The following is a 23258-nucleotide window of genomic DNA, read 5'->3' as shown; positions in this document are numbered from 1 at the left end:
TCCCTGTTACTGTGCCCGTTGGGGCAGATCGTCCGTGATGACATAGTAATCGCCCTTGTCGGCCACGAAGATGTGCCGGGCGAGGTTTAGTCCGGTAGGCGTGTCGAACGCCCCCATGGAAATCGAAATCGTGTCTTCGTCCTTGTGTTGCCAGAAAAGGAAAGACCCGCAGGTTCGGCAGAAGCCGCGGCGGGCCGTGTCCGAAGCACGGAACCACGCCAGTGTGTCGCTGGCGCTAAAACTCAGGTTGTCCTGATGCGTCCATGTCGAGGCCCAGACATGCCCCGATTGCTTGCGGCATTGCCCGCAATGACACACCGAAGGCGGCGACAGCTCTCCGTCAATCGTGAACGCGACCGCGCCGCATAGGCATGAAGCTTTGTGCATCAGACTACCCCTTTGCCGAGGGCGCAGAGCTGGTGCCCAGCAACACGCCATAGAGGATGAAACAGGCGGCCATAACCCGGCGCACCCAAACGTTGAACACAGCACCAAGTGCGGCTTTGCCCATCAGCGCACCCAACAGGGTGAACCCGGTGTAGCTGAGCGTTGTAATGATCAGCGCCGTCGGCATGATCACCGCCATCTGCTGCCAAATCGGCACGCCCGGCTGCACGAACTGCGAAAAGGCCGCGAGGTAACCGGCGACACTTTTGGGATTGATCGTGGCAACGGCCAGCGCGTGCAAATAGACATGACGCGCGGGACGTTCTGTCGCCGGGGCCGGTCGCGTGGCGTTCATCCAGCCGCGAACACCCAGCCAGATCAGGAAGCCTGCTCCCACCAGTTTGGCTATGAAAAACCCTGTCGGCGAGGCCGCGATCAGAGCCGTCACGCCCAGCGCAGACAGGATCAGAAACGCGCTGGCCTGTGTCAGGATCGCCAAAACCCCCAGCATCGCCTTGGGCAACGGCAGGCTCATCCCGTTTGAGATACAGTTGACCGCATTCGGCCCCGGAGTGGTGACGAACACCACCCAGAATAGCGCGAATATGGTCCAAGCCTCGAAACTCATCAGTACACCGGTGGGGCGATGACCCAGATGGCCACGGCAGGCTCATCATAAGGGTTCGACCACTGATAGGGTTGATGCTTGATCCGAAAACTGTCGCCAGGACCGACAATAAACTCACGATCTCCGATCGTCAGATCCAACCGACCGGACACCATATAGCCAACCTCCTGCGTCGGTCGGTTGGCCGGTGTTTGCATTTTCGAGTGCGGTTTGAATGTCGAATGCACCATCTCGAAATCGTCGGTCAGATCCGGCGAAAGCAGCTCTTCGATAAGACCTTCTTCTCCCGATCCCATGGGGCGGCGCGTACCGGCGCGCACGACATAGCCTTGTTCTTCAGCTGGGGCCGCTGAGTGCGCGAACAGCATCGACATCGGCACTCCCAGACATTTCGCGATTAGGCGCAGATCGGAAATCGAGGGGTCCGACATGTCTCGTTCGACTTGGCTGAGCCACCCGACAGAGCGACCCAGTCGGGCAGCAATCTCGCTCAGCGTCAGTCCGCGCGCCTTGCGCAACGCGCGAATGTCTGCGCCGAGCGTGGCGCTTTGTGGGGCCTGACTGTTCACTGAACGCTCCGGGTGTCTGTGAAATTTTATCCTCGTTTTTCACGGTGCCTTGATTCTGTGAAAATTCCAAGGATTTTTTCACTTGGGCACGCAGCTTTGTTTCGCTATCCGTCCATCATGTGGATTGCGGTGATTTATCTGTGGGTCATAAACGGCCTGACTCTGCTGGCTTTTGGCTGGGACAAGCTGAGGGCTGGCAAACGGAAAAGGCGTATACCTGAACGAAAACTCTTGTGGCTGGCTGCGTTGGGCGGCGGACCTGGTGCCTTGGTAGGGCGTTGGATTTTCCGACACAAAACACGCAAGAAGCTGTTTTCATACTATCTTTTTGGAATACTCGGCGCTCAGGCCGTTCTGATCTACTCACTGTCGACTCAAAAATTTGCCGACGTCTTCTAAGACAAATTCGTGACCATGCATATCAGACTAACCAATCCGAAAGCTGTCTGTTACAATACCACGTTATCCGGACAAAAAACTTACTTGTTAGCAAAGGGTTGGATGAGAGATGGACAACGGTATCGGTTTCTTCGACATAATCTGGTCAATCTTCTGGCTGTTCCTGATGGTAGCCTGGTTCTGGGTGATGGTTTCGGTCGTGGCCGATGTCTTTCGCTCAAAGGACCTGAGCGGCGGTGCCAAGGCACTGTGGATCGCGTTTGTGATCTTGATCCCGTGGCTGGGCGTTCTGGCCTATGTGCTGATCCGTGGCGAACGGATGCACCAGCATAACGTCGAAGCCATGAACCAAATGGAACAGGCGCAAAAGGACTACATTCGCTCAGTTGCAACTGTGTCCACGGCGGATGAGTTGGAACGCCTTTCAACGCTTAAGGACAAAGGCGTGCTGACGGATGAGGAGTTTGAGGCGCAAAAAGCCAAGATCCTCAGTGCCTGACCAACGGCAGCTTGAAACGAAAAGGCCGGGGAACACCCCCGGCCTATGCTATTTGGCGAATACGTCAGACAGGATTTCAGCCAGTTTGTCGGCGTCCTGATCATTGAACGCGTCAGGCTGATCGCTGTCGATGTCGAACACGGCAATGACCTCACCGACAGCATTGTGCACCGGCAGTACCAGCTCGGACCGGGTCGACGACGCACAGGCGATATGCCCGGGAAACGCGTCCACGTCCGGGACCAGCTGAACTTCACCCGTACGCGCTGCAGCCCCGCAAACACCCCGGTCGAAGGGGATAACAAGGCAACCGTGCCCGCCTTGATAGGGGCCGATCTTCAGCACACCCGGCTCGGTCACGCGGTAAAATCCCGTCCAGTCGAAACGGTCATCGGCGTGATGCACCTCGCAGGCGATCGTAGCCATCAAGGCCACGTCGTCGGTTTCGCCCTCGGTCAGCGCCGCGATAGTTTTGGCAAGTGTTTCATAGTCGGCGATCATGGTCACACCCTTGGAAAACGTCTGCGCCGGAGTATTTGGAAATCGCTCAGGCGTCAAACGCGTTCGATGGCAATGGCCGTTCCCTCTCCGCCGCCGATACAGATGGCTGCCACTCCGCGCTTCAGGTTTCGCTTTTCCAAAGCGTTCAGCAATGTGACCATGATGCGAGCGCCTGATGCACCGATCGGGTGACCAAGGGCGCAGGCACCGCCATTCACGTTGACGATATCGCGGGACAATCCCATCTCGTGCATGAAGGCCATAGGCACAACGGCAAAGGCTTCGTTGACTTCCCAAAGATCGACATCGTCTTTGGACCAACCAATCTTGGCCAACAGTTTTTGCGCAGCCGGTACAGGCGCGGTGGTGAAAAGCCCCGGTGCCTGTGCGTGACTTGCGTGACCGACAATTCGGGCACGAACGGTTAGCCCCTGTGCCTCAGCTGCGTCCTCGGACGCCAGTACCAGCGCCGCGGCACCATCCGAGATCGACGACGAATTTGCCGCCGTCACTGTCCCGTCCTTGCGGAATGCGGGTTTGAGTGTCGGAATCTTCTCGGGTCGCGCCGAAAGTGGCTGTTCATCAGCACTCTGCGTCACCTCGCCTTTGCGGGTGCGGACCGACACCGGAGTGATTTCATCCGCGAAAGCACCGTTTTCCTGAGCGGCCAACGCGTTCGACAGTGAACGAAGCGCGTATTCGTCCTGCGCTTCGCGCGTGAACTGGAATGCTTCGGCGCAGTCTTCGGCGAAAGTACCCATCAGGCGGCCTTTGTCATAGGCATCCTCGAGCCCGTCCAGGAACATATGGTCCATCGCCTGCGCATGACCCAACCGCGCGCCGTCGCGCATTTTGGGCAGCAGGTAAGGAGCGTTCGTCATGCTCTCCATCCCGCCGGCAATCATCGTGTCCGCATGCCCCAAGGCAATCTGGTCAAAGGCCATCATCGCAGCCTTCATGCCCGAGCCGCACATTTTGTTCAGCGTTGTGGCAGGAACCTCCTCGCCCAGCCCCGCCGCAAAACCGGCTTGTCGCGCGGGGGCCTGCCCCTGCCCGGCGGGCAGAACGCAGCCCATCAGAACCTCGTCAACGGTTTCGGTCCCTGCACCCTGCAATGCGGCCTTGATCGCCACACCGCCAAGATCGGCGGCCATCACAGAGTCGAACATCCCCTGAAACCCACCCATCGGGGTGCGCGCCGCACCGGCAATTACGACTTGCTTCATCTGGATGCTCCTCTGCTTTTTCCCAGAGATGGATACCGAATGGTAAGAATTGCCGTCTAGCGTATTTCTACGAGCGATTTTCAGTTTAGAGAAGCGGCGCGCATGGCCCTGAGCAGTACGACAACAGACACAACCCAAATCATCACTGTGCATTCCGACCGGATTGACGCGGCTATGGCCATCCAATTCAAGGAAGATATGCGTAACGAAGCCGAAGGCGGGGCGGCGCGCGTTGTTCTGGACCTGACGGGCGTCGAATTCATCGACTCAAGTGGCCTTGGGGCCATTGTCGCGTCTATGAAACAATTGGGCCGCGACCGCCGACTTGATCTGGCCGGGCTGAACCCGTTTGTGGAAAAGGTGTTTCGGCTGACTCGTATGGATACGGTTTTCAAACTCTACCCGACGCTGGACGATGCTCTGGCACCGACGACTGAGTGAAACCACGGATTGAGTAGGCGCGATGCCATGAGTAACGGGAACTGCTTGGACCTCAGCTTTGCTGCAACCGAAACCGAAGCCAGTGCTGGAATCGCCCAGCTCAGCAAAGGTCTTGAGGCGCAGGGCTTGCCTGCGCATAAGGCAGGTGACGTGAAGATCGCCCTCGCCGAGGCAATCAATAACGTCGTCGAACATGCCTACGCGGACATCACACCGGCCAAGGTCAAAGTGCATTGCCGTTTGCACCAAAACTGGCTGGAAATCCTGATTTCGGACACCGGCAATCCATTGCCCGGATTTCGGGTGCCGGACGGAGCGCCCGCAGTGTTGGGCACATCGATAGATGAATTGCCTGAAGGCGGGTTTGGCTGGTTCCTGATTCACGAACTGACCAGCGATATTCGTTATGAACGCCGCGACGGGTGCAACCGCCTGTCCCTGCGTTTCGACTTCCCCAACAGCGCGGGCTGACTAAAAAAGGCCACATAAACGCCCTGATCGCACCATTGCCGCGCCGCAAACAAAGGGCAAAATAGTATCCGTAGCTCAGATAGCTTCCCTCGGCGCCATGTATCACAGCCCCCACCCAGTGACCGGCGCCGAGGAACTTCTCCTTGATGTGACTAGACAATTTCGGACCGCGCTTTACCTTCGGCGCGTTCAAAAGGGGAAGACAAAGCCATGAGGGATTTTCACACTCCGGGTCGGTCCGAAGTATTCGCAACCGAAGGCATGTGCGCCACGTCGCACCCATTGGCCGCGAAAGTTGCCTTGAACATCCTCGCCGTAGGTGGAAACGCGATGGACGCGGCCATTGCAGGTGCCGTGCTGCTGGGCATTTGCGAACCGCAAATGACGGGTATCGGCGGTGATTGCTTTACTTTGTTCAATCGCGCGGGCGAAGATCAGGTTCGTGCTCTGAACGGCTCTGGTCGCGCGCCAGCTGCGGCGGATGCGGATCGGTTGCGCGCCCAAGGGTTGGACGCTGTACCCCTGAACACACCAGATGCGGTGACCATCCCTGGTGCCATTGACGCGTTTTGCCATCTGGCCGCAACCGAAGGGCGGCTGGGGTTGGACGCTATTTTAAGGCCCGCAATCCACTATGCAGAAACCGGCGTTCCGGTCGCACCGCGGGTTGCGTTCGACTGGCGGATCGGCGCACCAACCCTGCAGGGCGCGGCGCGAGACCACTATCTGATTAACGGCAATGTCCCGAACATCGGCCAGGTCTTTCGATCACCCGGACAGGCAGAAGTTCTGCGTCAAGTGGCACGGCATGGCCGCGACGCGTTCTATTCCGGCGAGATCGCGCAGGACATGATCGACGCATTAAGCGCGATGGGCGGAGGTCACACCGCCGAGGATTTTCTGGCCACCCAGTGCACCGAGACCCAGCCTGTCAGCGGCACGTATAATGGCATCGAACTGGTCGAACATCCGCCAAACGGTCAGGGCGCAACAGCGATCGTGCTGCTCAATATACTGAAGAATTTCGACCTACGCCGCCTTGATCCGCTCAGCGCCGAGCGCATTCATATTGAGGCCGAAGCCTCAAAACTCGCTTATGATGCGCGCAATCGGTTCATTGCCGATCCGGATCACACGACCCACGCGGAACGGTTTTTGGATCAGACAGTAGCCGACAAACTGGCCGCGCTGATCGACCCCAAACGCGCCATGCCCGCAGCCGCACCCCTGACCGAGTCCATTCACAAGGATACGGTTTACATTACCGTGGTTGATCGCGATCGCATGGCAGTCTCACTGATCTATTCCATTTTCCACAGCTTCGGGTCTGGCATCGCTTCGGAGAAATATGGGATTCTGCTGCAGAACCGCGGCAGCGGGTTCAACTTGCAGGCGGGACACCCGAATGAGATGGGTCCGGGCAAACGCCCGATGCATACGATCATCCCGGGCATGCTGAAACAGGATGGACACGTGATGATGCCGTTCGGCGTCATGGGCGGTGCGTTTCAACCCACGGGACACGCTCGGCTGCTGTCGAACCTCACAGATCATGGACTGGGCCTGCAAGCCAGTTTCGACGCCCCGCGTGCCTTTGCCGATGGCGGGGTTTTGAAGCTTGAGCGCGGATTTCCGCCCAGCACGTCTCAACAATTGTCGGACTTAGGGCACAGCGTTCAGGTTCCGGAAACGCCGCTTGGTGGCGCTCAGGCAATCCGAATCCGCACGGACGGCGTTCTGGAGGGCGCAAGCGACCCCAGAAAAGATGGTTGTGCACTGGGTTATTGACCAACTTGGTGCGCGCAAAAGCGCACCGGTTCACTTAATTCAAATTAAAATGCAGCGGGTACGCGCCATTCTCGAAAGGACCAAACATATCAGGAATATCCGGATGCTCCACCGGTTCACCGGATTGGTCTGCAACCAGATTTTGTTCTGAAACATAAGCCACATAGAAGGATTGGTCGTTTTCTGCGAGCAGATGATAAAACGGCTGATCCTTGATGGGGCGGCTGTCCTCGGGAATGGCCTGGTACCACTCTTCAGTGTTGGAAAATTCCGGGTCCACGTCGAAAATCACCCCTCGGAAGGGATGTTTTTTATGGCGGACCACCTGTCCCAGGCGGTACTTGGCATTTGTAGTCAACATATTCTCAGCCCCCAAGGATGTTACTACCTCTTTCCGGGCCGAAATGCCAATCATTGATCGGAAATTAAAGGAAACAGTCTGTGAACCTCTTACTGACAGTGTTCGAAATTGTGGCTCCGGTTTTCCTGCTGGCGGGCATCGGATTCACCTGGGTTAAGCTGGGTTTCGAATACCGTTTGGAGTTCGTAACACGCCTTGCCGTGACGTTGGCCGTGCCGAGCCTGATCTTTGTGGCGCTGATGCAAACCGAGATTCCGGGGGGCGAACTAACTCGCTTCACACTGGCTGCAATTGCGGGCCATGTGGCTCTGGCTGTGGTGTTTGGCGTGTTTGTCCGGCTGTCAGGTCTGGACCGCCGGACCTATCTTGCGCCGCTCATCTTTGGCAACACGGGCAATCTGGGTCTGCCGCTGTGCATCTTTGCCTTTGGGCAGGCGGGATTGGGTTTTGCTGTCATCTTTCTGGCCATTACCGCCCTGTTTTCATTCACTTACGGCATCTATCTTGTCGCCGGGAAGGGCGCATTCGGCAAAGTCGCCCGCGAGCCGATGGTTTGGGCCACGCTTCTGGGCGCGCTGTTTCTGTGGCGAGGTTGGCAAACGCCGCTATTTCTGACTAACACTCTCGAGCTTTTGGGGCAGATGGCCGTCCCGATGATGCTGATCACCGTTGGGGTCGCGATCGCGCGGTTGACGACGCGCAAACTGGGTCAGGCGATCTGGTTGTCGGCGTTGAAACTGGTGGTCTGTTTTGCCCTCGGCTGGGTCATCGCCCGCGCCTTTGATTTGGACGCAATTGCCTTTGGCGTCATGGTTTTGCAAATGTGCACCCCGGTTGCCGTCACCGCGTATTTGCTGGCCGAGCGGTTTGACGCGGATTCAGATGCTGTTGCCGGGATGGTTATGGTCTCGACGGTGCTGTCTGTGGGCGCTTTGCCTATCATTCTAGCTATTGTTTTGTAACGATTGTGATTTCCTAAACTCTCAATCTGCGCTAGAATAAAGAAAAAAGGCACGAGGCACATGAGCAGAATTCTTTTCGTACTCCTAGGGGTGCTTCTTTTGGCATCCTGTGGCGGCGGGTCGAAACAGCCGCCGAGCAGATTGAACGACGCGTGCAGCATTGCGCGCGAACGGCCTGATTTTATCAAGGCCTTCAAAAGCACCGAACGGAAATGGGGTGTCCCTGTCCACGTTCAGATGGCGACGATCTATCAGGAAAGCCGCTATAAGCACGATGCGCGCACACCGCACCAATATGTGCTGGGCGTGATCCCCATGGGCCGCCAAAGCAGCGCCTACGGGTTCAGCCAGGCGCTGGACGGAACCTGGGACGAATACCGCAAGGAAACCGGTAAGCGCCGGGCCAAGCGGGATCGCATCCGGGACGCTTCGGATTTCATCGGTTGGTATATGAACAAAAGCTACCAGCGGAATGGTATCCATCCCACCGACACACGCAACCAGTATCTCGCCTATCACGAAGGCCACACCGGCTATGCCCGTGGCAGTCACTATGGCAAAACCTGGTTGCTGAACGTGGCCAACGACGTGGATGCGCGGGCCAAGCTATATCAGGCCCAGCTGGCAAGCTGCCGACACTGACAATTGAGCGGGTCAGCGATTGCTTGACCCGCTTCTTTTTGAGCTTGAGAACAGGTCGTTCCTGATATTCTTGCCTGTGGTCAACTGCCCCAGCAGGACAGTGGTCTGACTGCCCGCATTGTCGTGAATGACCCACTTGCGCAGCTCAATCGGATCTCCGGTGAACATCAATTCAATCCGTCCGGATTCAGGGTTCTTGGGGTCCTGAGCCGTAACGACCGTGGCCGTGCCATCAAAGTCGTGCCCAACCACCATATTGGCCTGCCCGAGGTTCACATTCCGCGCCAGTACCAACGACAACGGCGTGCGTTTCAGCGGGTATTGCTCGGGCGGTTGATTGGATTTCGGATCGAAAATCTGCACCGTGCCGGCACGGGCCAGAACCACGGCACTGTTGGGCGGATCGTATTCGAACCGCATCTTACCGGGCCGTTCCATCCATAGCTTACCGGTGCTCAGCGAGCCGTCATCATTCACCTGCGTGAATGTCGTCTCAACGGTCTTCAAACCGTTCAGGTAGTTTGAGATCTGCGACAATGGCAGCTTGTCAGCGGCCCAGGCCGCGGGTGCGGTCAGTGTCAGCGCAAGGGCAAAAGCAATCTGTTTCATGTGACATCAGATAAGCGCTTTGCTCTTGTTATTAAATATCCTACTGCTCCGGGACGAGGATTTCCCGCTTACCGACGTGATTTGCCGACGAAACAACGCCTTCGTCCTCCATCTGCTCAACAAGTCGCGCAGCTTTGTTATAGCCGATGGCAAGTTTCCGCTGGATGTATGAGGTCGAGCATTTGCGATCCTTGATCACGATCGCCACCGCCTGATCGTAAAGGGCGTCTTCGCCGTTGGTGTTGCCACCGGTGTTCAGACCCAGAACCGCGTCGATATTGTCGGCCTTTTCCTCGGCCGGGCCATCGACGACGCCGCTCATGTAGTCCGGCGGGCCGAACTGTTTCAGGTGGTTGACGATTTCCTCAACCTCTTCGTCCGAGACAAATGGACCATGGCAGCGCGTAATCTTGGCACCGCCCGCCATATAGAGCATGTCGCCCTGCCCCAACAGTTGTTCGGCACCCATCTCGCCCAAAATGGTACGGCTATCGACTTTCGAAGTCACCTGGAACGAAATCCGGGTTGGGAAGTTCGCCTTGATTGTGCCTGTAATCACGTCGACCGACGGGCGTTGGGTCGCCATGATCAGGTGAATACCCGAGGCCCGCGCCATCTGCGCCAGACGCTGGATGCAAGCTTCGATTTCTTTGCCCGCGACCATCATCAGGTCCGCCATCTCGTCGACGATGACGACGATATAGGGCATCGATTCTGGTGCGAACTCTTCCGTCTCGAACGTCGGCTCGCCGGTTTCGTCGTCAAAGCCGGTTTGGACCGTACGGCTGAACATCTCGCCTTTGGCCAGAGCATCCTTCACACGCCCATTGTAGCCCGCGATATTGCGCACTCCCATCTTGGACATCTTGCGATAGCGGTCTTCCATCTCGCCCACGACCCATTTCAAGGCCACGACCGCCTTTTTCGGGTCAGTCACAACGGGTGAGAGCAGATGCGGGATGCCGTCATAGACCGACAGTTCCAGCATCTTGGGGTCGATCATGATCAGGCGGCATTCGTCCGGCGACAGCTTGTACAGCAGCGACAGGATCATCGTATTGATCGCAACCGACTTACCGGAACCGGTCGTACCCGCGATCAGCAGGTGAGGCATCTTGGCCAGGTTGGCAACAACGGATTCACCGCCGATATCCTTGCCCAAGGCCAGCGGCAGCGCGTGGTTGCCATCGCCAAAATCGCGGCTGGCAAGGATTTCACGCAGTACCACCATCTCACGGTTCTCATTCGGCAGTTCGATACCGATGACCGAGCGCCCCGGCAGGGTCGAAACACGTGCCGACAGCGCAGACATCGACCGCGCAATGTCGTCAGCCAGACCGATCACGCGGCTGGCTTTCAGGCCCGGAGCGGGCTCCAGTTCATACATAGTGACAACCGGACCGGGGCGAACGCTGACGATCTCACCCTTCACGCCGTAGTCATCCAGCACGTTCTCTAGCATCCGCGCGTTTTCCTCCAACGCCTCATCGCTGAGGTGATGGCGCTGAATGCTGGCCGGGTTGGACAACAGGCTCAGCGGCGGCAATTCGAAATCCGAATGCCGATCTTCGAAGGACAGTGCCGGTTGCGCCTCGGCCTGCGCGCGGCGCGAGGGCTGCGGCGCACGGCGCACGGGTTGCGCCACCACCGGCTTGCGTGGTTCGGCCACGGGGATTTTCATCGCCGGGCGCGGCTGCGGCGCAGGCTCGGGCGCGTCCTCGAACACGGCCTCGTCTTCAAAATCCGGTTCAGACGCAAAATCCTGATGCAGCGGCTCCTGCTGCCATTCCGGCGCTGGATCTGCGGTCAGCATCGGCTCGGGCGGCAGACCGACCGAGGTCACCGGTGGCTCGGGCGGCAATTCCCCTGCCCCAGAATTCAGGATCAACGGGTCCGGCCCCCGACCGCGCCCTTTGGTCAGCGGCAGGTTCGGGTCATGTTCCGGTGCCATCTCACCGACGGCCACCTTACGATTGCGGACGGCAGCGGAAATCTTTGAACGAATTCGATCTTCGCCCGGCATCTCATCAAACCCAGCAACCGGTTCGCGGTCGATCAGTTCCGGCTCTGGCATTGGTTCAGGACGGCGGATCAGGCTGGGCATCCGCGCCAATAGACCGGGCTTGGCAGGCTCGGATTCAACTTCCAGTTCCGGCTCTTCGAAAATCGGGTCAGCATAGGCCAAATCATCGTCAAACACCGCCTCGGCGCGGGCAGCCTTGCGTTCTTCCCACAGCGCGCGACGGTCGCGAGCCGCCTGAGCAGTAGCCGAAGCACCCCGCCCCAGCAGGTTCATCAGCAGGTCGTAGGCCATCACAAGACCCAGCAGGAAGGCGCGTGCGCCTTTGCGCACATCCGCCTTTGTGAAGCCAAGGACAAATGTCCCAAGCGCCAGCATCCCGGCAGCCATTGCCAGAGACATCAGCTTGACCATGAAATGCGACGAAATCGGCAGCAACGTCAGCAATGCGCCCATGACTGTGTCGCCAAACAGGCCACCCAAACCAAAGCTGTGCGTTGTGCGCCAGGCTTCGCCGGGTACCAGAGTGGCAGCATAAACGGACACAACGGCAATCCAGATCGGGGCAAAGATCAGACGGGCAACGGCGCGTTCTTCGCCAAAGTGTCCGGCAAAGCGAACACCCCAACCGATCAGCACCAGCGCGATGCTCCAACTGCCCCAGCCAACGATCATGAACAGCGGGGCTGCGATCGAGGCACCGATCCGCCCCATCCAGTTCTGCACGGGCGCGTCGGTCGACACCATCCAGTTCGGATCATCCGGTGTATAGGACCAGATCATCGCGGCCGAAGCCAACCCGAGCAGGATCAGGGCGATCCCGATCAATTCCTTACTGCGCCGCTCGATGGCGGCCTGAGTCGTGCTGTCCAGCAATGGATCGCGGTTGCGCGCGTTATATGATGCCATTTTGCCCTCGTACCTCACGAATAGATGCAGTCGCGGAGCGTGATTAGCCCCTGCTGTAACTCTGTTTTTGGGGCCACCATTGCGACCCGGATAAATTGCTCGCCCGGGTTTTGCCCCGGATCACCTTGAGAAAGATATGCGCCTGGCAGGACCCGAACGCCGGTCTCTTGCCACAGCTTTAACGTGGTCTCTTCGCCATTCTCGACCGGCAGCCACAAGAAAAAACCGGCCTCAGGCGGCATGTAGCCCTGTACACCGGCAAAAACTTCGTCCGCGATTGTGTATTTTTCCTGATAAAGCGCGCGGTTTTCGACCACATGCGCCTCGTCCGCCCAAACCTTTGCTGCGGCAGCTTGTAAGGGCAGCGGCAGAGGCGCGCCCGCGTAGTTCCGCAACTGCTTGACCCGTTTGATGGTTTCGGGACCGCCAGCGATGAGGCCCGAGCGCAGCCCGGCCAGGTTGGAACGCTTGGAGAGCGAGTTGAACAGGGTGATCCGCTCCGGGTCAGCCCCAAGCTCTTTTGCGACGGTCAGAACACCGGTCGGGGCCTCATCGCGGTAGATCTCTGAATAGCATTCATCCGCGAAAATGCGGAAATCGTAGGTTTCTGCCAATTGGATCAGCTCGACCCAGTAATCGCGCGAAGCAACTGCACCCTGCGGATTTGCAGGAGAACAGATATAGGCCGCGACCGTGCGGTTCAGCACGTCTTTAGGCAGTCCGGCATAGTCCGGCAGGTGATCGGTGGCGGCCGTTGCGGGCACAAATACCGGATCGGCGCGGACCGACAGCGAGGCCACCATGTAGACCTGATAAAACGGGTTCGGGCAGAGAATAACGGGCTTTTCGCCGTTCTTCTGTTCGGGGCACAGCGCCATCGCGGCGTTGTACAGCCCTTCGCGCGTGCCATTCAGCGCCATCACATTGGTGTCGGGGTCCATGGACACGCCGTAACGGCGGTCAATCCAGCCGGTGATTGCCGCGCGCAACTCGGGCGAGCCTTCATTGGGCGGATAGCCCTGAAATCCGGCCGCGTTTTTGGTGATCACATCCGTGACCCATGCAGGGAAATCGTGCATCGGCGCGCCAATGGTCATGTGAATCACTTCACCACCCGGCTGATGGTGATCCAACAGAGTGCGCAGACGCGGGAATGCATATTCCGGTAGGTTCGAAAACCGCTCGGGGAAATTCATAACTACTGCCTCAATGTCGGGGTCATTTCGCCCCGTTTTCCAAGCAGGTTACAGATCACGCCCGGTTTCGTCCAGACAAAGAGACGGCGAATCAGGGGATTGTGGCATTCAGGCCAACGCTGCCTCGGCCGCTGATCCAAGCCTGAGCAAGGCTTCTTCCGACCCCGGATAGCCCATCATCATAAGCCCGCAACCAGGGGTGCCGGTAGGCAGTGTCAGCGCCGCCAGCCCCATCAGGTTCCCGATCCGCGTGTTGCGCAGGGCCAGCAGGTTTTCGGTGACATAGTAGTCGTGATCACTCATCAACCGGTCCAGATTCGGTGGCAGGATGGGCGCTGTGGGCGCAAGCACCGCATCAAAACCGGATGTCGCAGCGTCCCACACCGCCCGGCAGGCTTTCAGCCTGGACCATGCAGCAATGTAATCCGCACCGGTCGCGTTTTGACCGGCGCGAAAACGCGCCAGAATCTCGGGATACATAGCATCCGGGTTGGCTTCGATCACATCGCGCCACAGCCCATAAGCCTCGGTTGTGTACAGAATACCCGAAAGCGCCATGGCGTCTTTCAGCTCGGGTACTTCAAGCGGAACGATCTCGGCCCCTGCTGCGGTCAAACGGTCGATAGCTTCGTTAAATGCCTGCCCCGGCGCCTCTCTCAGGTCATCCTGTGCAACAGTCTGCAGGTTGGCAAAGCGGCGCCCTTTAAGGTTAGCCCCCCGCAGGTCTGGTGGAGAACCGCCTTCCAGCAAAGCCAGTAGTTGGGCCGCGTCCTCGACCGAGCGGGCCAGCGGGCCAACGGTGTCGAACCGCAGGCACAGCGGCACGGTTCCCTCAAGGCTAACGCGTCCGGCCGTGGTTTTCAGGCCGACCAAATTGTTCCAGGCCGAGGGGATGCGCACCGACCCACCCGTATCCGAACCGATACCACCAGCAGCCAAGCCCCAAGCCACCGACGCCGCCGCGCCGGAAGAGGACCCTCCAGGGACTGCGGCTTCATCATCGACGCAAGGAGGCGTTCCGGTGATCGGGTTCAGGCCCAGACCCGAGAACGCCAGTTCGCTCATATGCGTCTTGCCCAGACAGACTGCGCCCATGGCTGTCGCATTACGCACGACGACGGCGTCCGCCTCAGGGACACGCCCTTTCAGCAAGGCCGAACCGGCCTCAGTCGCTGTTCCAGCGGTGTCGAAAAGATCCTTCCAACTGATCGGTACACCATCCAACAGGGATCGCCGCAGACCCAAATTGGCCCTTTCTTTTGCGGCTCGGGCCTCGGCCCGGGCACGGTCATGGGTAACCCGCGCATAGATGCGATCAAGATGGGGATGTGCGTCGATGGCGGACAGGTAGGTCTCGGTCAGTTCAACCGGATCAATCTGCCCCATGCCGATGCCACGGCCAAGGTCACAAGCCGTCATGGTCAGCCAGTCCTGCATGCCCGCCCCCTCTTGAAAAAGCACTCTGGGCGACGGTAGCGACAGGACCGCACATGGACAATCCCGAAAGGTCGCGCATATTGCAGGCCATGGAACATAACTCGAATATCCTGATCGTTGGCGGCGGCCTGAATGGCCCGGCGCTGGCATTGGCACTGGCCCAGACCGGCCATTCCGTCACCGTGATTGACGCCTTGGCCGAAAAAGCCCGCAAAAACGCAGCCTTTGACGGGCGCGCCTATGCGCTGGCTCTGGCCTCGCAGCGATTGCTGGACGCCATCGGTGTCTGGGACCGAGTGGCTGACCACGCCCAGCCAATGCTTGAGATCAAGGTGACCGATGGCCATGCGGGTTCCGGTCCATCGCCGTTCTTCCTGCATTTCGACCATGCCGAGATCGAAGAAGGCCCGATGGGCTATATGGTCGAGGACCGCCACCTGCGCCGCGCGTTTCTGGACGCAATGACAGATCAGAGCGGCATAACCCAGATCAGCGGCAAATCCGTTGTTGCGCAGACCTCGGACGATACGGGCGTTACACTGACGCTGGCCGACGGCAGCACCGTGACAGGCGGGCTGCTGGTGGGGTGCGACGGACGCCGAAGCGGCACAGCCTCGCGTGCGGGGATTAAACGCACGGGCTGGGATTACGGTCAAACCGCGCTGGTCTGTGCCATCGAGCACGACCTGCCCCACCACGGCATCGCACATCAGTTCTTCATGCCGCCCGGGCCATTGGCCATTCTGCCCTTGACCGGCAACCGCAGTTCGATCGTCTGGAGCGAACAGGCCGACATGGCGCAACGCATCAACGCCATGCCAGAGGATGAGTACCTGCAAGTCCTGCGCCCGCGCTTCGGCGATTTTCTGGGGGACATCCGACTGGCCGGAGACCGGTTTACCTATCCGCTGAACCTGACAATTGCGAACTCCTTCATCGGGGATCGCATGGCTTTGGTCGGCGATGCTGCCCACGGCATGCACCCGATCGCAGGTCAGGGCTTGAACGCTGGCCTGCGCGATGTCGGTGCCCTGGCCGAAGTTCTGACGCTTGCGGGGCGGCGGGGCGAGGATATCGGCTCGGTTCTGGTACTGGAACGCTATCAGGAATGGAGGCGGTTCGACACGGCATCGCTGGCTATGGCGACAGACGTGTTCAACAAGCTGTTTTCCAACGACAATCCGATCCTGCGCATGGGTCGCGATATCGGAATGGGGATCGTTGGTTCATTTCCCGGCCTGCGCCGCGGTTTCGTGCGCGAGGCCGCCGGGCTGACCGGGGACCTGCCAAAACTGCTTCAGGGGCGTGCGATTTAGTCCAGCTGCCGCGCCTCGTCCACCAGCATAACCGGGATGCCGTTTCGGATCGGAAAGGCCAGATTAGCAGCTTTAGACACCAGTTCTTGCTTTTCGGCGTCATAATGCAGCGTGGTGTGCGTCTGCGGGCAGATCAGCGCCTCAAGCATGTGGCGGTCAAAAGGGTGTTCGACTTCGGTCATTGCAGTTTTTCCTCGCTCGATCCGCCGCGCATGGCGAATTCAATCAGTGTCACCAATGTCTCGCGCCGGGTGCGAAGGCAAGGTGCTTCGAGCAAGGCTTGTTTCTCTTCGGGGTCAAAATCCAGCAACATCGACAGGGAATTCACCAACAACTCATCGTCGGCGTCCTTCAGGGTGTCCCAATCCGTGGACAGCTGGCGAGAGGAAAAGAACCGTTCGAGCAGGTTCAAAAACCGAGACCGATCAAAGGCGTCGTCCGCCTCGGCCTTACCCAAATCACGCTCAAACCCGTCCCACGAAACGGCGCAGCGGTGATAGGGCGTGAACGCGTCCAGCTCGGACTTGATCCGGAATCGCGAAATACCGGTCAGCGTGATCAGGTACCGACCATCTTCGGTTTCAGAAAACTGTGTCACACGCCCCGCGCAGCCAATCTGATGCAGCTTGTTGTCGTTGGACAGGGTCGGGTTCGGCTGCACCATACCGATCAAGCGCTCGGGCGTTTTCAGCGCGTCGTCCAGCATTTGCAGGTAGCGCGGCTCAAAGATATGCAGCGGCAAGCGGGATCGGGGCAGCAGCAGCGCCCCGGGCAATGGGAAAACGGAGACCGTCTCCGGCAGATCAGCGGGATGCATCATGTACCCGAGTGTAGCTCTGATCGGAGTTTAGGCAAATATCATCGAGCTGAGTTTGCGCCGTCCGTTCAGAACAACCGGGTCATTCGGCTTGAGCGCGTCGAAAATGGTAAACAGCTGCGTCTTGGCCGCGCCGTCATTCCATTCGCGATCCCGACGGAACAGTTCCAGCAATTGCGCAACCGCTTCTTCAACTTCGCCATTGGCGTGCAGGGCCTGCGCAAGGTCGAAACGGGCCTGATGGTTGTCCGGGTCCGCCTCAACGGCCACTTTCAACTCGCCCACCGGGCCTGCGTCGGCAGCCTGTTTCGCCAGCTCAAGCTGAGCGTGGGCTGCTTCAAGCTCGGGCGATGATGAGATTTCCGCCGGTGCGCCATTCAGGATGGCCTCGGCCTGCTCAAGATCATCCGATGCGATATGCGCGCGCACCAAACCGCCATAAGCGGCCGCGTGGTTCGGGTCTTCGCCCAAAATCGCCGCGAAAGTCTGGGCCGCATCAACAGCGGCACCTTCGGCCAGCATCTCTTCGGCGGCCTGGACCGCATCGTCCAGTTGTCCGCCGGGGCTTTCGCCGCCCGCAGCTTCGATAACACGGTCTACAAAAGCCTTGATCTCGGACCCCGGCAACGCGCCTTGAAATCCGTCGACCGGCTGGCCTTTGAAAAACGCATAAACGGTCGGGATCGACTGAATGCGCATCTGAGACGCGATCATCTGCGCCTCATCCACGTTGATCTTGACCATCTTCACCGCCCCCTTGGCGGCGGTCACGGCCTCTTCCAGCAACGGGCCCAGCGTCTTGCAAGGACCACACCAGGGTGCCCAGAAGTCCACGATCACAGGGGTCTCCTGCGAGGCCTCAACAACATCGGCCATAAAGGTGGCCTCGGATCCGTCTATGATCAGATCGGCGGCATCCGGTCCGGCTGCAGGGTTCAGAAGGTCCATGGCATTCACTCTTTCATTCGAATTTGGCCTCTATATGCAACCCCGAGGGGCAGAAACCAATAGTAGAGTTGCAGGGTCAAAGGTCGAATGTCGCAAAGACCGGCGCGTGATCACTGGGTTTTTCCCACCCCCGCGCATCGCGCAGGATGCGGCTGGAATGCCCCGCGTTCGAAATATCGGGCGTAGCCCAAACGTGATCCAGCCGCCGCCCTTTGTCGGCTGCGTCCCAGTCGCGCGCGCGATAGGACCACCAGCTATACAATTGCCCTTCGGGAATATCCTGCCGAGTTACATCGACCCATCCCCCCGCGTCCTGGGTTTCGGCCAGATGTTCAACCTCGATCGGCGTGTGCGACACGACCTTGAGAAGTTGTTTGTGCGACCAGACATCGTCTTCTCGCGGGGCAATATTCAGGTCGCCAACAAGAATGGATTTCTCGGGCTTCTCGGCATGGAACCAGTCGCGCATGTCGGTGAGATAGTCGAGCTTTTGTCCAAACTTTTCGTTCTTTTCGCGATCCGGAATATCGCCACCAGCGGGGACGTAGAAATTGTGGATTGTCACGCCGTTTTCCAGACGCCCCGCAATGTGGCGCGCGTGCCCGAGCCCCGCGAAATCCTTGTCGCCCGCCTCTTCCATCGGGATGCGCGACAGGATGGCGACGCCGTTATAGCCCTTTTGCCCGCGCGCAACCATGTGGGTGTAACCCAGTTCTGCAAACCCTTCGGTCGGGATCTTTTCAACGGGCGACTTGCACTCTTGCAAGCAAAGAACATCCGGTGCCTCTTCTTGCAGCAATTTCAGCACGATAGGCTCGCGCAGACGGACCGAGTTGATGTTCCAGGTAGCAAGGGTAAAGGGCATGGGGAAATCCTCTGTCGCAGTTGGGCGCGAGGTTAGCGTGGTGTTGGGTGGGGTGCCATAGGAAACGGTCGCTGAAGAGCAGCTATGCGGACTTTTCCGTCATTGGCCCGCTTGCGCTGGCGGGCCGCTTTATGAACCATCCGCCGGATGTACGCCGTATGCGATCCATAACTGACTTAGGCTAGTCGTCAACTTTGGGATAAATGAACCCGTTCACCGGGTAGAAGCTGCCATACCGGCCCGGATGACTTTCGACGCGGACCAACGTCCAATCATTGTTCTTGGATACATCCTTGACGCCCATTTTCAATGATACCTTGTTGCGGTGCCAGTTGGCGTGGTTCACGATGACTTCCCTGTTGGTCACAACATCGGATACGACGGCCACGTGACCAAGGGGCATCCCTCGGGTTGCTCGAAATGACATAACCGCACCGACAACCGGTTCACTGCCTCGTTCAAAAGTACTGCGCGCCTTGCCCCACCAGTCCTTGGCGTTTCCGCGAATTTCAATACCGCTGAGGTTACGTGCGTAGGGCACACACCACACCCTTTGCCCTCGAGCCTGTTTTTGTGAGACTTCGCGCAACGCCATGGCCTGACGTTCTGGATCGAGACCCGCGTCGTTTGAGCCCTGAGCGCAGGCAGATACAAGAGCAAAAAGCCCCATCGTAAACGCCGCGCGAGCGGTACCAGGCAGGCGCGGCCGTTTCGTAGTCGTTGTGCTGTCGCTGTTTTGCAAGAAACTATGTTGCCGGTTTGATGGGTTGATAAGCTTTATGGCGATCTTGCGGGTTGTGAAAAGAGCCTAGCTTGTTCCCCGGCAGGAATTTGCCAGTTGATGTTCCTCGGCTATGGACCAAACGCCCGACTTTGCAAAGTCAGCTTTTGGCGCATAGTCGCCATCGGTTGATCGCGCAGCATCGGTCACTAGGTGCCCTGAACGGACATTCGTTGACATCCCCAACACAAAAAAAGCCGGGCCAAAGGCCCGGCAGTCCAACAGGGAGGTGCATGTCTTAACCCGGACATGCGCGGGTTGGGAGTAATCTAATCACACATCCAGAGTATCACTTTGATCCACGTCATTCCACCCGGAGTTACGAGACCAGGCGATATCCGCCCGATTCTGTGACCAAAAGGCGTGCATTCGAAGGGTCAGGCTCGATCTTCTGGCGCAGACGGTAAATGTGAGTTTCCAGCGTATGAGTGGTGACCCCGGCGTTATAGCCCCAGACCTCGTGCAGCAGCACATCGCGTGCAACCACCCCATCGGCCGAGCGGTAGAGGAACTTGAGAATGTTCGTCTCTTTCTCGGTCAGGCGAATCTTGCGGTCCTCTTCGGTGATCAGCATCTTCATGGCCGGTTTGAAGGTATACGGCCCCAGAACAAAGACCGCGTCCTCGGATTGTTCATGCTGGCGCAGCTGGGCGCGGATGCGGGCCAGAAGAACCGGAAATTTGAACGGCTTGGAAACATAGTCATTGGCGCCGGCGTCCAGGCCCAGGATGGTATCGGCGTCGCTGTCATGGCCAGTCAGCATCAGAATCGGGCTTTTGACGCCTTGTTTGCGCATCAGACGGCACAGCTCGCGCCCATCGGTGTCCGGCAGGCCCACATCCAGAATGACCAGGTCATAGATCGCTTCGCGCGCGCGTTCCATGGCGGATTGGCCGTCTGCGGCTTCGAACACGTCGAAATCCTCGGTCATCACAAGTTGCTCGCTGAGCGCCTCGCGCAGGTCTTCGTCATCATCCACCAGCAGGATTTTCTTGAGCTGAGCCATGTGCGGTCCTCCTAAGCCTTTTCCACCATTTGCGTACAGATTTCGCAATCAACAAGTTTTACTGCAATGGTCTCACGCCCATGTGTCTGACGTAGAGGAAATGTTTCACATTTCCCTCTGATCAGGTTAGACGACACCTACACGTTATAGGGTAACATAGATGAGTCTTATCCCGGATATCTCGGAATTGCTGGCCCGCGCCCGGGCTGATCTGCGCATGGGCGTTCCTGTCGTACTTACAGATGACACAGGGTTCAGCGTTCTGGCCATCGCTTCAGAAACGCTGAGCGCACAGCGACTTGCGGATCTGCGCAGCCTCGAAGGCCAGCCGGTGGTCGCAGTCACCGTACGGCGGGCGGAAACGCTTAAGGCACGAGCATATGACGGCGATCTGGCGCGGGTGATCATTCCATCCGATGCAGATATCGCCTGGGTTCAGGCCGTCGCCGATCCGTCTGATGACCTGAATGCGCCGATGAAAGGCCCTCTGATGACAGAACGTCAGGGCAGCGCCAACCTGCATCGGATCGCAATTTCATTGACCAAATCCGCTCGCCTGTTGCCCGCCGCCGTGGTGGTTCCCGTTGAGGATGGTCGCAATTTTGCGGCCACCCACGGCCTGACCTGTATCGACCACACGCGCGCCGCACCACATTTGGCCGATCGCAGCGCGCTGCACGCAATCGCTGCCGCGCGTTTGCCAATGGAGGTATCCGAAGCTGGCCGCCTGCACGTCTTCCGCCCCGAAGATGGCGGGGAGGAGCATTACGCCGTCGAGATCGGACGCCCCGACCGCAGTAAACCTGTTCTGGCCCGCCTGCATTCCGCCTGCTTCACCGGCGACCTGATGGGCAGCCTGAAATGCGACTGCGGTCCACAGCTACGCGGAGCACTTGCCCAGATGGGTACTGAAGGGGCCGGCGTCTTGCTGTATCTCAATCAGGAAGGTCGCGGGATCGGACTCGCCAACAAGATGCGCGCCTATTTCCTGCAGGATCAGGGTTTCGACACGGTGGAAGCCAATCACCGGCTTGGGTTTGAAGATGATGAGCGGGATTTCCGTTTGGGTTCGGACATCCTGAAAGAACTGGGGTTCAGCTCGGTTCGATTGCTAACCAACAACCCGGCAAAGATCGCGATGATGGAAAAGACCGGCATCGCCGTGACCGAGCGAGTACCGCTGAAAGTTGGTGAAACGGCCCATAACCGAGGATACCTGGCGACCAAAGCCGCCAAATCAGGCCATTTGCTGTGACCCCTGATGATCTGGTGCTAACCCCGCGCGGCGTCCGCTTTGCTGGCCGCCTGTTTCCCTGTTCCATCGGCAAGGGCGGCCTGACCAAAGACAAACGCGAAGGCGATGGAGCAACCCCAATTGGTGTGCATCGGATCGTGGGAATGCTGTTCCGACCTGACAGGCTTGCAGCCCCAACCACATGGGCCACGCCCATTGGGCCCCAAGATTTGTGGTCGGATGACAGCGCAGACAGCGAGTACAACCAGATGGTCAGCGCGCCCTATGGCCATAGCCACGAGAAACTAAGGCGCGCCGATCCATTGTATGACCTTGTGTTGATCACCGACTGGAACTGGCCGAACGCCGTACCGGGGCGCGGGTCCGCAATCTTTTTGCATCAATGGCGCCGCCCCGGCTATCCGACCGAGGGCTGCATTGCATTTCGACGCGACCATCTGCACTGGATCGCAGGTCAGCTCTTACCCGGAACGCGGCTGATTATCCCTCAGGCCTGACACGCTCACCAAAGATGGCCGAGCCCACGCGCACATGGGTCGCACCCAATGCGATGGCCTGTTCGAAGTCGCCGCTCATCCCCATCGACAATCCCTGCAATCCATTGCGCTCGGCGATCTTGGCCAGCAAAGCAAAATGCAGTGAAGGTTCTTCGTCCACCGGCGGGATCGCCATCAGCCCTTGGATCGGCAAATCCAGTTCGCGGCATTCGGCAATAAAGGCATCGGCATCAACGGACATGATACCCGCTTTCTGCTCTTCTTCTCCGGTGTTGACCTGAATGAACACGTCCGGGCAATGACCGACTTCCTGAGCCAGCCGCGCAAGCGATTTGGCCAGTTTCGGTCGGTCGACCGAATGGATTGCGTCGAACAGCTCGATTGCCTGACGGGCTTTGTTGGTTTGCAACGGTCCGATCAGATGTAAGTCTATGCCCGAAAACCGCTCTTTGAATTCGGGCCATTTGCCCGCGGCCTCTTGCACCCGGTTTTCACCGAAACAGCGATGCCCTTGTTCCAGAACGGCCTCGACGCGTTCGTTGGGCTGCACCTTTGAAACGGCGATCAGTTTGGTCGACCCTGCAGGGCGGCCTGCAGCAGCTTCGGCTTTGGCGATTCGGGCGGTAATGTCGTGCAGCGACATGGGTTTCCTCTCTGTGCTTTGACGGCAGAAAAACACCAAGTCTGCGCAAAAGAAAAGGGCAGGTCCGAAGACCTGCCCTTAAACC

At 58.6% G+C, this 23258-nt stretch carries 27 protein-coding genes; 10 read left to right on the top strand and 17 right to left on the bottom strand.

Annotated elements, in window-relative coordinates; translation table 11 throughout:
- Window positions 1-6: 6 nt before the first annotated feature.
- The 3 genes from GOV53_RS15195 to GOV53_RS15185 are packed head-to-tail and all read right to left on the bottom strand — an operon-like array spanning window position 7 to window position 1584.
- A complete protein-coding gene (locus GOV53_RS15195) occupies window positions 7-387 on the bottom strand; it encodes a GFA family protein (protein WP_170467979.1) in 381 nt (126 codons plus the stop codon).
- 4 nt (window positions 388-391) lie between these two features.
- Window positions 392-1015 (bottom strand): LysE family translocator, encoded by a 624-nt coding sequence (locus tag GOV53_RS15190; protein ID WP_170467976.1) that lies wholly within the window; start codon window positions 1013-1015, stop codon window positions 392-394.
- The gene (locus GOV53_RS15185; protein WP_170467974.1) at window positions 1015-1584 is read right to left on the bottom strand and encodes a helix-turn-helix domain-containing protein; all 570 of its coding nucleotides are present in this window, start codon (window positions 1582-1584) and stop codon (window positions 1015-1017) included. The genes GOV53_RS15190 and GOV53_RS15185 overlap by 1 nt, the downstream gene beginning before the upstream one ends.
- A 12-nt stretch (window positions 1585-1596) precedes the next feature.
- Here GOV53_RS15185 and GOV53_RS15180 point away from each other — a divergent pair, with 12 nt between their 5' ends.
- Window positions 1597-1983, top strand: a complete 387-nt coding sequence (locus GOV53_RS15180; RefSeq protein WP_367648784.1) for a DUF1294 domain-containing protein — start codon at window positions 1597-1599, stop codon at window positions 1981-1983.
- Window positions 1984-2092: 109 nt separating this feature from the next.
- Window positions 2093-2482 (top strand): SHOCT domain-containing protein, encoded by a 390-nt coding sequence (locus GOV53_RS15175; RefSeq protein ID WP_170467972.1) that lies wholly within the window; start codon window positions 2093-2095, stop codon window positions 2480-2482.
- Window positions 2483-2530: 48 nt separating this feature from the next.
- Here GOV53_RS15175 and GOV53_RS15170 read toward each other — a convergent pair whose 3' ends face one another.
- Together GOV53_RS15170 and GOV53_RS15165 are read right to left on the bottom strand one after the other, a co-directional pair.
- Window positions 2531-2983, bottom strand: coding sequence for a GAF domain-containing protein (locus tag GOV53_RS15170; RefSeq protein WP_170467970.1), 453 nt, complete (start codon window positions 2981-2983; stop codon window positions 2531-2533).
- Window positions 2984-3036: 53 nt separating this feature from the next.
- A complete protein-coding gene (locus GOV53_RS15165; protein ID WP_170467968.1) occupies window positions 3037-4209 on the bottom strand; it encodes a thiolase family protein in 1173 nt (390 codons plus the stop codon).
- Window positions 4210-4311: 102 nt separating this feature from the next.
- Here GOV53_RS15165 and GOV53_RS15160 point away from each other — a divergent pair, with 102 nt between their 5' ends.
- The 3 genes from GOV53_RS15160 to GOV53_RS15150 all read left to right on the top strand — a co-directional run bounded on the left by GOV53_RS15160 (window position 4312) and on the right by GOV53_RS15150 (window position 6909).
- Window positions 4312-4650, top strand: a complete 339-nt coding sequence (locus GOV53_RS15160) for an STAS domain-containing protein (protein WP_170427429.1) — start codon at window positions 4312-4314, stop codon at window positions 4648-4650.
- Window positions 4651-4677: 27 nt separating this feature from the next.
- Window positions 4678-5121 carry an ATP-binding protein gene (locus tag GOV53_RS15155; protein ID WP_170467966.1) on the top strand — a complete coding sequence of 148 codons (444 nt, stop codon included), beginning with the start codon at window positions 4678-4680 and terminating at the stop codon, window positions 5119-5121.
- A gap of 210 nt (window positions 5122-5331) precedes the next feature.
- Entirely contained in the window at window positions 5332-6909 is a 1578-nt protein-coding gene (locus GOV53_RS15150; RefSeq protein WP_170467964.1) for a gamma-glutamyltransferase family protein, read from the top strand.
- Window positions 6910-6943: 34 nt separating this feature from the next.
- Here GOV53_RS15150 and hspQ read toward each other — a convergent pair whose 3' ends face one another.
- A complete protein-coding gene (gene hspQ, locus GOV53_RS15145) occupies window positions 6944-7270 on the bottom strand; it encodes a heat shock protein HspQ (protein WP_170427435.1) in 327 nt (108 codons plus the stop codon).
- Between the two features lie 80 nt (window positions 7271-7350).
- Here hspQ and GOV53_RS15140 point away from each other — a divergent pair, with 80 nt between their 5' ends.
- Together GOV53_RS15140 and GOV53_RS15135 are read left to right on the top strand one after the other, a co-directional pair.
- Window positions 7351-8232: an AEC family transporter gene (locus GOV53_RS15140; RefSeq protein WP_170467962.1), complete on the top strand. Its 882-nt coding sequence runs from the start codon at window positions 7351-7353 to the stop codon at window positions 8230-8232.
- Window positions 8233-8292: 60 nt separating this feature from the next.
- Window positions 8293-8874 (top strand): lytic transglycosylase, encoded by a 582-nt coding sequence (locus GOV53_RS15135; protein ID WP_170427439.1) that lies wholly within the window; start codon window positions 8293-8295, stop codon window positions 8872-8874.
- A gap of 12 nt (window positions 8875-8886) precedes the next feature.
- Here GOV53_RS15135 and GOV53_RS15130 read toward each other — a convergent pair whose 3' ends face one another.
- From GOV53_RS15130 to GOV53_RS15115, 4 genes are all read right to left on the bottom strand, one after another.
- The gene (locus GOV53_RS15130) at window positions 8887-9483 is read right to left on the bottom strand and encodes a LolA family protein (protein ID WP_170467960.1); all 597 of its coding nucleotides are present in this window, start codon (window positions 9481-9483) and stop codon (window positions 8887-8889) included.
- 40 nt (window positions 9484-9523) lie between these two features.
- The gene (locus GOV53_RS15125) at window positions 9524-12412 is read right to left on the bottom strand and encodes a DNA translocase FtsK (RefSeq protein ID WP_170467958.1); all 2889 of its coding nucleotides are present in this window, start codon (window positions 12410-12412) and stop codon (window positions 9524-9526) included.
- Window positions 12413-12426: 14 nt separating this feature from the next.
- Window positions 12427-13608, bottom strand: coding sequence for an aminotransferase class I/II-fold pyridoxal phosphate-dependent enzyme (locus GOV53_RS15120; protein WP_170467957.1), 1182 nt, complete (start codon window positions 13606-13608; stop codon window positions 12427-12429).
- Between the two features lie 108 nt (window positions 13609-13716).
- Complete coding sequence (locus GOV53_RS15115) at window positions 13717-15045, bottom strand: amidase (protein WP_170467955.1); 1329 nt, start codon at window positions 15043-15045, stop codon at window positions 13717-13719.
- A gap of 53 nt (window positions 15046-15098) precedes the next feature.
- Here GOV53_RS15115 and GOV53_RS15110 point away from each other — a divergent pair, with 53 nt between their 5' ends.
- Window positions 15099-16361, top strand: coding sequence for an FAD-dependent monooxygenase (locus GOV53_RS15110; RefSeq protein WP_254439298.1), 1263 nt, complete (start codon window positions 15099-15101; stop codon window positions 16359-16361).
- On the opposite strand, the gene GOV53_RS15105 is transcribed toward GOV53_RS15110, so the two are convergent.
- From GOV53_RS15105 to GOV53_RS15080, 6 genes are all read right to left on the bottom strand, one after another.
- The gene (locus GOV53_RS15105; RefSeq protein WP_170427449.1) at window positions 16358-16543 is read right to left on the bottom strand and encodes a Trm112 family protein; all 186 of its coding nucleotides are present in this window, start codon (window positions 16541-16543) and stop codon (window positions 16358-16360) included. The two genes, GOV53_RS15110 and GOV53_RS15105, sit on opposite strands and share 4 nt — an antisense overlap.
- Entirely contained in the window at window positions 16540-17181 is a 642-nt protein-coding gene (locus GOV53_RS15100; RefSeq protein ID WP_170467953.1) for an LON peptidase substrate-binding domain-containing protein, read from the bottom strand. Before GOV53_RS15100 ends, GOV53_RS15105 begins: the two co-directional genes overlap by 4 nt.
- Before the next feature lie 27 nt (window positions 17182-17208).
- Window positions 17209-18126 (bottom strand): thioredoxin, encoded by a 918-nt coding sequence (gene trxA, locus GOV53_RS15095; RefSeq protein WP_170467944.1) that lies wholly within the window; start codon window positions 18124-18126, stop codon window positions 17209-17211.
- A 76-nt stretch (window positions 18127-18202) separates the two neighbouring features.
- Window positions 18203-18991, bottom strand: coding sequence for an exodeoxyribonuclease III (locus GOV53_RS15090; RefSeq protein ID WP_170467942.1), 789 nt, complete (start codon window positions 18989-18991; stop codon window positions 18203-18205).
- Between the two features lie 181 nt (window positions 18992-19172).
- Window positions 19173-19661, bottom strand: a complete 489-nt coding sequence (locus GOV53_RS15085) for a CHAP domain-containing protein (protein ID WP_170467940.1) — start codon at window positions 19659-19661, stop codon at window positions 19173-19175.
- 430 nt (window positions 19662-20091) lie between these two features.
- Window positions 20092-20778: a response regulator transcription factor gene (locus GOV53_RS15080; RefSeq protein ID WP_058272567.1), complete on the bottom strand. Its 687-nt coding sequence runs from the start codon at window positions 20776-20778 to the stop codon at window positions 20092-20094.
- Between the two features lie 160 nt (window positions 20779-20938).
- Between GOV53_RS15080 and ribA the strand changes: the two genes are divergently transcribed.
- Window positions 20939-22033 carry a GTP cyclohydrolase II gene (gene ribA, locus GOV53_RS15075; RefSeq protein ID WP_170467938.1) on the top strand — a complete coding sequence of 365 codons (1095 nt, stop codon included), beginning with the start codon at window positions 20939-20941 and terminating at the stop codon, window positions 22031-22033.
- Entirely contained in the window at window positions 22030-22530 is a 501-nt protein-coding gene (locus tag GOV53_RS15070) for a L,D-transpeptidase family protein (protein ID WP_170467936.1), read from the top strand. The genes ribA and GOV53_RS15070 overlap by 4 nt, the downstream gene beginning before the upstream one ends.
- Here the strand turns inward: GOV53_RS15070 and GOV53_RS15065 are convergent.
- Complete coding sequence (locus GOV53_RS15065; RefSeq protein WP_170467934.1) at window positions 22514-23173, bottom strand: YggS family pyridoxal phosphate-dependent enzyme; 660 nt, start codon at window positions 23171-23173, stop codon at window positions 22514-22516. The two genes, GOV53_RS15070 and GOV53_RS15065, sit on opposite strands and share 17 nt — an antisense overlap.
- Window positions 23174-23258 lie beyond the last annotated feature (85 nt).

It is taken from the genome of Ruegeria arenilitoris, assembly GCF_013035315.1.
Classification (GTDB): domain Bacteria; phylum Pseudomonadota; class Alphaproteobacteria; order Rhodobacterales; family Rhodobacteraceae; genus Ruegeria; species Ruegeria arenilitoris_D.
The sequence above is the reverse complement of the archived record's forward strand: the minus strand, read 5'-3'. Positions and strand labels throughout refer to the sequence as shown.